A 13,454-nucleotide genomic window follows, 5' to 3' on the forward strand; every position below is an offset into this window, starting at 1 on the left:
CGCGCCGGCGTGGCCGCGGCCCGAGCCGACGCATCGGGGGAAATATCGTGATCAAGGGGACAATGAACCCCATGAGCTGCACCGTCTTTCTCGACCTGCTCGCCCGCGAGGCCCCGCCGGTGGAGTTCGAGGCCCCGCTGGTCGAGGCGCGGGCCGCCGGCGCCGCCCCCGAGGTGCTGGCCGAGCTGGACCGGGCCAAACTGGCCGCGCTGCGCGTGCGCGCGCTGCTGGAGCACCGCGCCCGCCGCGAGGCCGAGCTGTCGGCGCTGTTCGAGACGGCGGGCGACCTGGCGGGGCTGCGCGACGTCGGCGCCGTCCTGGAGGCCATCGTCCGCCGCGCCCGCCGGCTGCTGCACGCCGACATCTCCTACATGACCCTGCACGACCCCGACCACGGCGACACCTACATGCGGGTCACCGACGGATCGGTCTCGGCGGCCTTCCGGGCGCTGCGCCTGCCCATGGGCGCCGGTCTCGGCGGCCTGGTCGCCCAGACCGGCACCCCGTATGCCAGCGCCGACTACTTCTCCGACGAGCGCTTCCGCCACCGCACCCACATCGACGCCGCCGTCAAGGAGGAGGCGCTGGTCGCCATCCTCGGCGTCCCCATGCGGCTCGGCGCGCAGATCATCGGCGTGCTGTTCGCCGCCAACCGCAGCGCCCGCCCCTTCGCTCAGGAGGAGGTGGCGCTGCTGGCCTCGCTGGCCGCCCACGCCGCCGTCGCCCTGGACAACGCCCGCCTGCTGGAGGAGACCCGCACGGCGCTCGGCGAGCTGAGCGCCGCCAACCGGCTCCTGCAGGCGCACAGCGCCTCGGTCGAGCGCGCCGCGCAGGCCCACGACCGCATGACCGGCCTGGTCGTGCGCGGCGGTGGGGTGGAGGACGTCGCCGCGGTGGTCACCGACATCCTCGGCGGCGCCATCGTGGTGGTGGACGCCGACGGGCGGCGGCTGGCCGAAGTGGGGTCGGCCGGCGACCTGGACGAGGCCGAGGTGGCGGCGGCCGCCGCCGCCTCCCGCCGGCTCGGCCGCACCGTCCAGCGCGGCGAGCTGTGGGTGGCCTCGGTCGCCTCCGGGGCCGAGAACCTCGGCACGCTCGCCCTGCGCACCCCCGACGAGGTCTCCGGCGCCGACCAGCGGATCCTCGAACGCGCCGCCCTGGTCACCGCCCTGCTCCTGCTGTTCCGCCGCACCGCGGCGGCGGCCGAGGGCCGGGTGCGCGGCGAGCTGCTGGACGACCTGCTCACCGGACGGGCCGTCCACTCCGACGCCCTGCACGGCCGGGCGCGGCTGCTGGGCGTCGACCTGGACGCCCCGCACATCCTCGTCGTCGCCCGCCACCGCGCCGAGGAGCCGCTCTCCGCCCAGCGCACGGCCTTCTGGGCCGCCTCCGACGCTTCCTCGCGCCATGGGCTCGTGGCCGCCAGGGGAGAGGAGACCATCCTGCTGCTGCCCGGCACCGAACCGGCCGCGGCGGCCCGCCGGGTGGCCAGAGAACTCGGCGCTTCGCTCGGCACCCCCGTCACCGCCGGCGCGGCGGGCCCGGTCCACGGCCCGGCCGCCGTCGCCGAGGCCTACCGCGAGGCCCGGCGCTGCGCCGAGGCCCTGCTCGCCCTCGGACGCGAAGGCGAGGGCGCCGGCAGCGACGAGCTGGGCTTCGTCGGCCTGCTGATCGGCCGCGACCGCGACGTCGGCGGGTTCCTCCACAGCGCCATCGGGCCGGTGCTGGCCTACGACCTACGCCGCGGCACCGCGCTGGTGCGGACCCTGGAGACCTACTTCGGCACCGGGTCCAGCCTGTCGCGCACCGCCGAGCGGCTGCACATCCACGTCAACACCGTCACCCAGCGCCTGGACCGGGTGGGCCGGCTGCTCGGCGACGGCTGGCAGTCTCCCGAACGCGCCCTGGAGATCCAGCTCGCCCTGCGCCTCAACCGCCTGCGCCCCCTGGCCGCCCGCCCCGGCGACCCCACCGGCTGAGCCGCCCGGGCGGCGGTTTCAGCGGCCCTCGCCGAGGCGCTGGCCGAGCTGGCCGCGCATCTGCTCGGCCACGGGGGCGTCCATCTTGTCGGTCAGCGTGAGGGCCTGGTTCAGCGAGTCCTGCGCGGCCTCCAGGTCGCCGGCGGCCTGCTGGGCGTCGCTCAGCCTGATCAGCGTGCGCGCTTCCTGCAGGGGCATGTGCATCTGGCGGAACAGCGACAGCGCCTGCTCCAGGTAGATGACCGCCTGGGTGGCGTCGTCGCGGGTCATGGCCAGCTCGCCCAGCCCGAGCTGCACCCGCGCCTCGACCAGGTGCTCGCTGGAGGCGCTGGCCAGCATCAGCGCACGGGTCAGGGCGCTCTCGCACTCCACCAGCTCCCCGCGCCGCATGCGCGCGATGCCGAGCCCGTGCAGGGCGTAGGCCTCGCCGGTGGGGTCGCCGATGTTGCGCACCGCCGTCAGGGCCTCCTCGAACACGTCCACCGCGAGCGCCGCTTGGTCGGCCTGCAGGTAGGTGTGGCCGATGCGGTGCAGCACCTGCGCCTCCACCCGCCTGCTGCCGCTGCTGCGGCTCAGCTCCAGCGCCTCGGTCAGCAGGCGCTGCGCGCCGGGCAGGTCGTCGAACTCCAGCCGGAGCTGGGCCAGGTTGTGCAGCACGTACGCCGAGGCCACCTGGTCGCCGTTGCCGCGGAAGATCTCAAGGGCCCGCCGGTAGTGCGCCTCGGCCTCGGCGAAGCGGCCGCTCAGCCGGTCCAGGAAGCCGATGTTCCTGATGACCAGGGCCGTCCCCTGGCCGTCGCCGACCTCCTCGAACAGCTGGACCGCCGCCTCGAAGTCGCAGCGGGCGTCGCCGAAGCGCTGCTCGGTGATGTAGAGGGACCCGCGGGAGTACAGCATGGCCGCCTGCCCGCACCTGTCGTCGGCCTGCCGGGTGGCCGCCAGCGCTATCTGGTGGGTCTCGCGCCAGTCGTCGAGGTACACGCGGGACTCGAACAACGTCACCGAGCTGATCGCCAGGTCCCAGCACAGGTCCACCAGCCCCGCCTGGGCCGCCTGGCGGATGCCCGACACCAGCATGGAGCGCTCGCGCTCGTACCACTGCAGGGGGGAGGCGACGAGCTGCCCGACCAGCTTGTCGGGCAGCGGCCAGCGCGGGGCGTGGCTGTGGATCTGCACGTAGTCGCCGCCGTACTCGCGGCGGTGGGCCGCCTCGGCCAGGAACAGCAGGCCGCCGAGGACGCGTTCGAGCGCCGCGTTGCGGTCGGCCGCGGTCTCCTCGGCCGCCAGGCGCTCGCGCGCGAACACCCGGATCAGGTCGTGCAGGCGGTACTGGCTGTGCACGCCGTACCCGACGCCGGTGGTCTCGATGAGCTGGGCGTCGGCCAGGTCGTCGAGCAGGTCCTGCGCGATGGGCAGCGGCCGGTCGAGCAGGGCGGCGCTCACCCAGGCCGAGAAGATCTGGGAGTCCAGGATCGTCAGCCGCCGGAACAGCCGGCGCGCGTCCTCCCCGACGCTGTCGTAGGTCAGCGAGATGCTCGCCCGGATGCCCATCTCGCCGTGCTTGAGCTCGTCCAGCCGGCGGGTCTCGTCCTCCAGGCGGCTGACCAGCTGCTCGATGCTCCAGTGCGGGCGGGCCGACAGCCGGGCGCCGGCGATGCGCAGCGCCAGCGGCAGATGGCCGCACAGCTCGGCCAGCGCCTCGGCGGCCTCGATCTCCGACTGCACCCGCTCGATGCCCGCGATGCGGGAGAGCAGGTTGACCGACTGGTCGGAGTCGAAGATCTCCACGTCGATGTGGCTCGCACCCGCCAGGCCGGCCAGGCGGCTCCGGCTCGTCATGAGCACCGCGGAGGAAGGGGTGCCCGGCAGCAGTGGCAGCACCTGGCTCTCGCTGCCGGCGTTGTCGAGCACGATGAGCATCTTGCGGTCGGCCAGCAGCGCGCGGTACATCTCGGCCCGCTCCTCCAGGCCGTCGGGGATGCCGGTGCCGGCGACGCCGAGCACGCGCAGGAAGCGCTCGAGCACCTGCATGGGGCTGGTGGGACGCGAGCCGCCGCCGTGCAGGTCGGCGAACAGCGTGCCGTGCGGGAAGCGCTCTCCGATGGCGTGGGAGGCGTGCACGGCGATGGTGGTCTTGCCGACGCCGGGCTTGCCGACGATCACGATGATCGGGACCGCGAAGCGCGTGCGGTCCTCCGAGGCCAGCATCAGGCGCTGGCGGATGTCCTCGATCTGCTTGGTGCGGCCGGTGAAGTCGGCGATGTCGGTCGGCAGCATCCCCGGGACGTTGGGCATCGTCGTCCCGGTCGGCGCCTGCACCTCGATCCTCTCCGAGGGGGGCGGGGCCGGGGCGGCCAGGCTCTCGTCGGAGGTGAGGATCGCGTGCTCGAGCTGCTGGAGGCGCTCGTTGGGCTCGATGCCCAGCTCTTCGATCATCGTGCGGCGGGCGTTGCGGTAGACCTGCAACGCCTCGGCTTGGCGGCCCGAGCGGTACAGCGCGGTCATCAGCAGGCCGCGCAGCCGCTCGCGCAGGGGGTACTCCTCGGTCAGCTCGCTCAGCTCGCCCACCAGTTCGTGGTGGCGGCCGAGGTCGAGTTCGAGCTGGATGCAGTCCTCGTTGGCGGTGATGCGGCTTTCGGTCAGCCTGCTGGCCGCCGACTGCACGAGCCTGCTCTCGATGCCGTCCAGAGCCGGCCCGCGCCACAGCGACAGGGCCTCGCGGTAGTGCCGGATGGCCTCGTTGAGGTTGCGGGCCTCGCGGGCGCGGCGCGCGCGCTGGACCAGGCTCTCGTAGCACTGGGCGTCGACCTGGTCGGCGGCGACGCGGATGGAGTAGCCCAGGGACTGGGTGGTGATGATGTCGGGACTTCCGTTGGCGGCGAACAGCCGGCGCAGGGCGGAGACGCAGATCTGGACCTGGGCGCGGGAGGTGTTGGGCGGCTCGTCGCCGTAGATCGCCTCCATGAGTCGGCCGATGGTGACCACCCGGTTGGCGTCGAGGAGCAACACGGCGAGCACGATCTGCTGCCGGATGCCGCCAAGGTCGAGACGGCGATCCGCGGCGACCGCCTCAAGCGCCCCAAGAATCCCGAATTGCACTGCATCTCCTCGCAATAAGACTCGCGGCCCATCCGGAAGTGTTCGATCACCCTCCGATGCGAGAGATACGACAAACGCGTGGCGCCAGGAGATCCGCTCTCGTCGTGAACATCGCCTCTTAGTTTATGACCATTGCCCGGCATCTACTGTCGGGTGCGAGCTGGTTACTTATGGCAATGTCACTTATGTCTGGATCGTACAACTATACGAGGTTCGGATCTATAGAGAGTCGACGGATACTTCTCGCACTGACGGTGTTCATTCGCGTGTGCAACGGGATCGCGGGGGGCAGGCGGCGATCTGTTTGGTGGTTTGTCCCGTTGTGGGGGATTTGTGTCAAGGCTGTGCCGGAGGTCCGCTGGGAGGTGTGTCCGGATGTGGACGTCTGATTCATGCCGCTGGCGTGCAAGAGGGGGCGGGACGGTCATCCCCAGGGGGTGTTGCCGCCGGCGGCCGCGCGGTGGGCGGTCGCTCCGTGTGAGCGGCCTCGCGTCCCCGCGGCGGCGTCCCGTCCGCCGATGGCGACGGATGAGAGGAGGAACCGTGCCACTCGGCCACTGCTCTGAGCGCTCATTTCCTGGCCTCTTCCCGTGTCGGTGGTGCGGGTCGTCCATCAGCCGTTCGCTGGGAACACCGTCAACGTAGAAACCGCCACCATTCTGTCCTTATCGGATCGCTTCTCCGTGGCCATCGGGGCAGCTCAGGGGTTTGCGTGCCCCCTATTTGTGCGTTTTCCTGTTACCGCCGGACAAATCGCCCGGTAGAGCACCCACCGGGCCGGGCGAAAAGCGGTCTGAGCTGCCCGGACGTTCTCGCGGAGCGCGCCGGAGGCGGCGACGGATAGAAAATGGAAAGCGGATCGATAGTGCCGTTGGGCATTCTTGCCCCCAGGCCGGGATCGGCCGGCGCCCAGGGGCGTCCGTCCGTCCCGTCGTACGCGCGTCGGGCCAGGGACGGTGGTCCTGACGAAAGACGCCCCAGGCTCACGTGCGTGCTCGCGGTGAGGAGCGCCGCTCCGCAGCCCGCGACCGCGATGGTGCTGGAGGCTGTCCGTTGCGGCGGGCACGGCAGATGGGTGTGCTGGACATGAGTGTTACCGCGCAGGCGCTGGACGGCGTCTACGGCCGGTCGGCCGCGGGCGTACGCGCACGCCTGGAGCGCGACGGCCTCGGCGGGTGGCACGACCTCGCCGACGCCGAGACCGACAGCGAGGGCCGCATCAGCGAGTGGCGCGACAAGAAGCTCGAGCGCGGCCTTTATCGCATCGTCTTCGACAGCGACTACTACTTCGTCGGCCTGGGTGTCAGCGCGGCGTACCCGGAAATAATCGTGACATTTCGAATGCAGGACGAGACGGACGCCTACCAGATCCAGGTGATGCTGTCCCCGTATTCGTATTCCACGCATTTCCGGATCGCGTGAGCGACGGTATTCCCGCCGTGCCCGTTCCGGCCTTCTCGCTCCCGGGCGGCGCGCGGCGGCGCACAGCGGAGTAAGGGGAGAAGGGAACCCGACAGTGACCACAGCCGATCCCGCGCCCGCCGGCCCCGGCGCCCGCGCGGCCGCTCGTTATCGCCCGTCCGCGCAGGTGGACCTGCCCGGCCGCCGCTGGCCCGGCAACGCCATCACCCGCGCGCCGCGCTGGCTGTCCACCGACCTTCGGGACGGCAACCAGTCGCTGGCCCGCCCGATGGGGCCCGAGCGCAAGATGGCGATGTTCGACCTACTGGTGCGCATGGGTTACCGGGAGATCGAGATCGGCTTCCCGGTGGCGAGCCAGGACGACTTCACCTTCGTGCGCGCCCTCATCGACGGCGACCTCATCCCCGACGACGTGCGCATATCGGTGCTGGTGCAGGCGCGCGACGAGCTGATCAGGCGCACGGTGGAGAGCCTGGAGGGCGCCCGCGCCGCCACGATCCACCTGTACAACGCCACCTCGCCGCTGTTCCGGCGGGTGGTGTTCGGAATGGACCGCGACGAGTGCAAGGACCTCGCGGTGCAGGGCACCCGGCTGGTGATGAAGTACGCCGACCGGCTGCTCGGCGGCTGCGACCTGGGCTTCCAGTACTCGCCGGAGCTGTTCAACGACACCGAGCCGGAGTTCTCGCTGGAGGTGTGCGAGGCGGTGATGGACGAGTGGGACCCCTGCGAAGCGCGGGGGATCATCCTGAACTTCCCCACGACCGTCGAGCGTTCCATGCCGAACGTCTTCGCCGACCAGATCGAGTGGCTCGACCGGCACCTGTCGCGCCGCGCGCACGTCTGCCTGTCGGTCCACCCGCACAACGACCGCGGCACCGGCGTCGCCTCGGCCGAGATGGCCCTGCTGGCCGGGGCGCAGCGCGTCGAGGGCTGCCTGTTCGGCAACGGCGAGCGGGCCGGCAACGTCTGCCTGGTCACGCTGGGGCTGAACATGCTCGCGCAGGGCGTGGACCCGGGCATCGACTTCGCGGACCTGGACGGCGTGCGCCACACCGTGGAGGAGTGCAACGGACTGCTCGTCCACCCTCGTCACCCCTACGGCGGCGACCTGGTCTACACCTCCTTCTCCGGCTCCCACCAGGACGCCATCAACAAGGGCTTCGACGCCCTGGAGCGCGCCGCCGCCGAGACCGGCGCCGACCCGCGGGAGCTGCCGTGGGAGATGCCCTACCTGCCGATCGACCCGCTGGACGTCGGCCGCACCTACGAGGCGGTCGTGCGGATCAACAGCCAGTCGGGCAAGGGCGGCGTGGCCTACATCATGGGCGCCTGGCACGGGATGGACCTGCCGCGCCCGCTCCAGGCCGACTTCGCCCGCGTCGTGCAGGCGCACGCCGACGCCGAGGGCGGCGAGGTCACCCCCGAGCGGGTCAAGGACCTGTTCGACCGCGAGTACCTGGAGTACCCGGCGCTGCCCGTCCCGCTGGTCTTCGCCGGTGACCCGGTGAGCGCCGAGCTGCACATCGACGCCGGCGGCTTCGACCCCGGCGACGCGTGGACGGCCCGCCTGAACGGCCTGAAGGAGGCCCTGGCCGGCTGGGGCGTCGAGGTGCGGGCCGTCCACCACACCGCCCGTGAGGGGGCGCGGGGAGGTCGCGAGGCGAGCGCCGAGGTGGTGGTCTACGCCCAGTGCAGGGCCGGGGGCAGGTCGACGTGGGGCGCCGGCGTGGCCCCCGACGCCGGCGCGGCCGCCCTGTCGGCCGTCCGCTCGGCGATGACCCGGGCCCGCCTGGACGCCATCACCGCCGTTCCCGGGGCCCCCGTCGTGCGCGAGGCTCCGGCGGCGCGCGTGCGGGCGCTCGCGGCCGCCGCCGCTCCCGTCGTCCCTGCCGCCGTCCCTGCCGCCGTCCCCGCTCCCGTCCGTCCCGTCCGGCGCCGGCATCACCCCGGATAGCCGCTCGATAACAGCTGAAAGGCGCGCCGACCTAGCGTGGCAAGTAACAACAAATACGGACAAGTACGGACAAATGGAAGGCGCCACGCGGCGACATGTGAAGACGTCAAAAAGGGAGGCTCGTCATGAGCCTGATCGAACGCCAGGAAGCGTTGACCTCTCTGGAAGGTCTGCTCGCCAGCGCCATCATGGGCAAGGGACGGGTGGCGCTGGTCAGCGGCACCGTCGCGACCGGTAAGAGCGACCTGCTGCACTCCTTCGCCGAGCAGGCCGCCGAGCTGGGCGCGCTGCCGATCACCGCGACCGGCTCGCTGGCGGAGAGGGATCTGCCCCTCGGCGTGCTCGGGCAGCTCATTCACGATGCCCCGCTGGTCATGGAGGAGCGCGACCGCGCCATGGCCCTTCTCGCGGAGGGGGCGCGCACCGTCATGCTGTCGGCCCCCGGCGGCGAACCGCTCAACCAGGTGGACGCCCAGATCGTCCATGCCCTGTGCACCGTGCTGCTCGAACTGTCCGAGCGCTACCCCCTCATGATCGTCGTGGACGACGTGCACCACGCCGACCGGGCCTCGCTGCTGTGCCTGGCCTACCTCTCGCGCCGGGTGCGCTTCGCCTCCATCGTCGCGGTCTTCAGCCACTCCACCCACGGCCGGTACGCGGAGACCTCCTTCCCCACCGAGCTTCTGCGCCAGCCGCACTGCCGGCGCATCCAGCTCGCCCCGCTCACTCAGGCCGGGACCATGAGCGTCGTCGCCGAACAGGTCGGAAAGGACGCCGCCGAGCGGTTCGCCGTGGAGTGGTACGGGCTCAGCGGCGGCAACGCCCTGCTGGTCTCCGGTCTGGTCGAGGACTACCAGACCGCGGCCAGAAGCAGCGGGCGGCCGCCCGCCGAGCTGGTGCCCGGAGAGGGGTACGGGCAGGCGGTCGTCTCCTGCCTGCACCGTGCCGACGTCAAGATGCTCCAGGTGGCCTCGGGCCTGGCCGTTCTGAACCAGTCCGACTCGCTGGACCGGCTCCTCGGCACCGGGCAGGAGTACGTCAACCGCGAGCTGCACTCCCTGTCGGTCGCCGGCCTGCTGTCCATGGGCCGCTTCCGGCACGAGTCGGCGCGGACCGCCGTCCTGGCAGAGCTGGAGCCGGAGCAGCGGGCCGAGCTGCACCACCGCGCCGCGGTGCTGGCCTACGACGACGGCGGCGCCACCTCCACCATCGCCGACCACATCCTCAACGCCGGACGCGTGGAGGAACCGTGGGCCGTCGACGTCCTGGAGGACGCCGCGCGCCACGCCCTGCGCGAGGGCCGCGTCGAGCCCGCCGTCGCCTACCTGCGGCTCGCGTGCCGCATCTGCACCGACGACCAGCAGCGGGTCAGGATCACCACCGCCCTGATGCGCGCCGAGTGGCGGATCAACCCCAGCACGCCCACCGGGCACTTTTCCGAGCTGACCGACGCCCTGCACCGCGGCCAGCTGCGCGGCAGCGACGCCGTCGTGCTGGCCAAGGCCCTGCTGTGGCACGGCAGGTTCGCCGACGCCGAGGAGGTGCTCAAGCACCTGGGCGAGGCGGGGGAGGCGGGGGAGAAGCTCGACGCCGACGCCGTCACCGAACTGGTGGTCACCCGCCCGTGGCTGCGCTGCTCCTACACCCCGTTCCTGTCCCACCTGCCCCAGGTGAGCGGCGAGCAGTCACGGGCGGCCATCCTGTCCGTGGCCGCCTACCGCAGGCTGGAGTCGTCGATCACGCTGGCCGCCGTGCTCACCCGCGGGCCGCGCGACGAGATCGTCAACGTGGTCGAGCGCATCCTGCGCGGGTCCCGCCTGGACGAGATGTCCATGGACACCGTCGAGAGCGCCCTGCTCGCGCTCACCTACGGCGGCCGTCCGGACAAGGCCGCCCCCTGGTGCGACCTGTTCATCGACGAGGCCTCCTCCCGGCACGCCCCGAGCAGGCAGGCCAGGCTGTCGGCGATCCGCGCCGAGATCGCCCTGCGCCAGGGCGACATGCTGGGCGCCGAGTTCCACGGGCGGCTGGCCCTGGACATCATCCCGCTGAGCGGCTGGGGCGTCGCCGTCGGCGGCCCGCTGTCCAGCCTGATCATCGCCTCGACGGCCATGGGCAAGTACGACGTGGTCAACGACCTGCTCGACCAGCCGGTGCCCGAGGCCATGTTCCAGACCCGGTGGGGCCTGCACTACCTGCACGCCCGCGGCCGGTACAGCATGGCCACCGACCACCCCCAGCTCGCGCTGCGCGACTTCCAGCGCTGCGGAGAACTGATGGGCCGCTGGGACCTGGACGTCCCCTGGCTCATCCCGTGGCGGGCCGAGGCCGCCGAGGCGTGCCTGCGCCTGGGCCGGCCCGACCAGGCCCGCCGGCTGGTGGAGGAGCAGATCAGGCGGTGCGGGACCAGCGCGCCCCGCGTGCACGGCATCGCCATGCGCCTGCTCGCCGCCACCAGCGAGCCCCGGCACCGCCCCATGCTGCTGCGCCAGGCCGGTGACCTGCTGCAGTCCGGCGGCGACCGGTACGAGCTGGCCCGCGTGCTGGTGGACCTCACCGAGGCCTTCCAGGCGCTCGGGGAGTACCGCCGGGCCGGCATGATCGGCGGGCGGGCGCGCGCCGTCGCCCAGGAATGCCACGCCGACCCGCTGACCCGCTCGCTCGCCCGCGAGGGCGACGCGAACGCCGCCCCGGCGCCGGGCGCGGTCGCCGAGACGGCCGACGTGACGGCCATTCTCAGCGACGCCGAGCGGCGGGTCGCGGTGCTGGCCGCGGCCGGATACACCAACCGCGAGATCGCCGACAAGCTCTACGTCACCGTGAGCACCGTCGAGCAGCACCTGACGCGCACCTACCGCAAGCTGGACATCACCAGCCGCGCGGAGCTGCCGTCGACACTGGAGCTCGGGACCTCGCTGCCAGCGTGAGGTCCAGCTCCCGCAGGGCGCGCGCCGCGCCGGTCTGCCTGGCCAGATCGAGAGCGCGGCGCGCCGCCTGCGCGCACCGCTCGCCCTCGTGGGCGTCGGCGTAGGCGTGGGCCAGGCGGGCCAGGTCGTAGGCCGTCTCGCGGCTGCGCCCGGCCGTGGCGAGCTCCCGCTCCAAAATCTCGATCGCGTCGCCGGTATGGCCGAGGTCCAGCAGGCAGTCGGCGGCCAGCAGGTCGTGCAGGGTCCGGGAGTAGTCCCACCCGAACCTCGGGCGCTCCTCCGGTTCCTCCCCGGGCGGCTCGGCGGACTCCTCCAGGCGCCGGCGGCACAGATCCTCCTCCCCGGCCATGGCGTGACCGAGCGCCTCGCGCAGGCGCGCCATCGCCGCGAGGCCCGGCGAGGGGACGGCGTGCTCGCGGGCCGGGCGCTCCCGCGCCGCCACCGCGATCTCCACCACCTCTCCAGGGTCGGTCTCCGGGCCGGTGAGCCCGGCGCGACCCGCCAGCGTGAAGGCCACCAGCCGCTCGTCCTGCGCTTGGGCGGCCGAGCGCCGGGCGACGTCGGACCACCACAGAGCCCGCCGCAGGTCGCCGGCCTCGTACCACATGCGGCTCACGGCGTCGGCGTCCCGGGACGACAGCGTGATCAGCGACCTGCGCACGCCGCTCCCCGCCTCGCCGCGGAACCCCCGGAGCACGCCGAACACCGCCGACAGCGCGCCCGCCTGCTCGCCGGGCCGCAGGTCCGGCCGGTCGCAGGCCTCGACCACGGCCGACAGGTAGGCCACCGTCGGCTCGTCGGCCCGGCGCGGGTCCTCGATCGCCCGCCCGGTGCGTTCCTCCTCCTCGGCGGTGAAGCGCCCGGGCAGCAGCGGGACGCCGGTGAGGTGGTGCCACAGCGTGGTGCCGGCGGGCTCCCCGCTCTCCTGGCCGAACAGCTCCCGCTCCCGCGCGCCGAACACCCCGCACAGCAGCTCGGCGTACCGGGGCGCCGGTCGCGCCTCGCCGGTCTCCCACGCGCGGATCATGGCGGTGAGGCCCTCCCCGGCGGGAAGGCGGTCACGGGTGTCGTCGTCCGCGGCGCCGGCCATCCGCCCGGCCAGGTCCTCGCGGCTCCACAGCCGGCCCCGCCGCCACGCCCGCAGCCGCGCGGCCCACAGAGGGATGTCGATGCCGATCATCGCGCTCCTCCCGACATGGGTGCGAGTGGGCACGGACCATGCCCGCCTCCCATCCTTCGCCGTCCGCGCCCCGCCCTCATCCCCCAACCTGAGGATGACGACGGCCCCGTCCCGGCCCCCTGCCCGGCGGTCAGTCCGGGGACCCCGTCCGGGCACGGCGGGGAGGCCGTGCCCGGACGTGGACGAGGCCGCTCAGAGACGGCCGGGGTCGCCGGTCAGGCGAACTGGCCGACCTGGTAGCCGCCCGCGGGCTGCTGGACCATGACGTTCATGCGGTTGTAGGCGTTGATGACGGCGATGATGGACACCAGGGCGGCGAGTTGGTCCTCGTCGTAGTGCTTGGCGGCGTTCGCCCACGCCTCGTCGGTGACCCCGCCGGCGGCGTCGGCGATGCGGGTGCCCTGCTCGGCCAGTTCCAGGGCGGCCCGCTCGGCCTCGGTGAAGACCGTGGCCTCGCGCCATGAGGCGACCAGGTGCAGGCGCACCGAGGTCTCCCCGGCGTGCGCGGCCTCCTTGGTGTGCATGTCGAGGCAGAAGCCGCAGCCGTTGATCTGGCTGGCGCGGATCTTCACCAGCTCCTGGGTCGCGGCCGGCAGCGTCGACTCCGACACCGCCCTGCCCGCCGCGTTGAGGTGCTTGGCGAACTTCGCCGCGGCAGGGTTGGCGAAGAGGTTGAGACGGGCTTCCATGGTGATCTCCTTGCGTGTCCGTTCGTGGCTTGCACCTCCATTGACGGAACGGCCGGGCCAGGTGTGACAGCCTGCGAATGTGACCTGCGTCTCCCGGGGGCGCGATGCGGTCCATGGCCGCCCGCGCGGTGGCGGACGGCACCACACGCCGGAGGGCGCATCGTCCGGTGAGATGAGGCTGACCTGCGTTAACGTCACGCG

General features: G+C 72.6%; 7 protein-coding genes. 4 read left to right on the forward strand and 3 right to left on the reverse strand.

Features of this window, described 5'->3' with window-relative positions:
* The first annotated feature begins 71 nt into the window (after positions 1–71).
* Positions 72–1,979: a helix-turn-helix domain-containing protein gene (locus tag ACWEN6_RS37835; protein ID WP_452576787.1), complete on the forward strand. Its 1,908-nt coding sequence runs from the start codon at positions 72–74 to the stop codon at positions 1,977–1,979.
* Positions 1,980–1,997: 18 nt separating this feature from the next.
* Here the strand turns inward: ACWEN6_RS37835 and ACWEN6_RS37840 are convergent, their stop codons facing one another.
* Positions 1,998–5,078, reverse strand: coding sequence for an AfsR/SARP family transcriptional regulator (locus tag ACWEN6_RS37840; protein ID WP_354920956.1), 3,081 nt, complete (start codon positions 5,076–5,078; stop codon positions 1,998–2,000).
* 1,071 nt (positions 5,079–6,149) lie between these two features.
* On the opposite strand from ACWEN6_RS37840, the gene ACWEN6_RS37845 reads away from it, so the two are divergent.
* The 3 genes from ACWEN6_RS37845 to ACWEN6_RS37855 all read left to right on the forward strand — a co-directional run bounded on the left by ACWEN6_RS37845 (position 6,150) and on the right by ACWEN6_RS37855 (position 11,384).
* Positions 6,150–6,500 (forward strand): hydroxyisourate hydrolase, encoded by a 351-nt coding sequence (locus ACWEN6_RS37845; protein WP_354920953.1) that lies wholly within the window; start codon positions 6,150–6,152, stop codon positions 6,498–6,500.
* Between the two features lie 94 nt (positions 6,501–6,594).
* Positions 6,595–8,457, forward strand: coding sequence for a 2-isopropylmalate synthase (locus ACWEN6_RS37850; protein WP_452576788.1), 1,863 nt, complete (start codon positions 6,595–6,597; stop codon positions 8,455–8,457).
* Positions 8,458–8,582: 125 nt separating this feature from the next.
* Positions 8,583–11,384: an AAA family ATPase gene (locus ACWEN6_RS37855; RefSeq protein ID WP_452576789.1), complete on the forward strand. Its 2,802-nt coding sequence runs from the start codon at positions 8,583–8,585 to the stop codon at positions 11,382–11,384.
* Here the strand turns inward: ACWEN6_RS37855 and ACWEN6_RS37860 are convergent.
* Both ACWEN6_RS37860 and ACWEN6_RS37865 read right to left on the reverse strand, forming a co-directional pair.
* On the reverse strand, positions 11,326–12,564 hold the full coding sequence (locus tag ACWEN6_RS37860; RefSeq protein ID WP_452576790.1) for a hypothetical protein: 1,239 nt from the start codon (positions 12,562–12,564) through the stop codon (positions 11,326–11,328). The two genes, ACWEN6_RS37855 and ACWEN6_RS37860, sit on opposite strands and share 59 nt — an antisense overlap.
* A 215-nt stretch (positions 12,565–12,779) precedes the next feature.
* Positions 12,780–13,253, reverse strand: coding sequence for a carboxymuconolactone decarboxylase family protein (locus ACWEN6_RS37865; RefSeq protein ID WP_354920941.1), 474 nt, complete (start codon positions 13,251–13,253; stop codon positions 12,780–12,782).
* Positions 13,254–13,454 lie beyond the last annotated feature (201 nt).

The sequence above is a fragment of the Sphaerisporangium sp. NPDC004334 genome, from assembly GCF_053602655.1.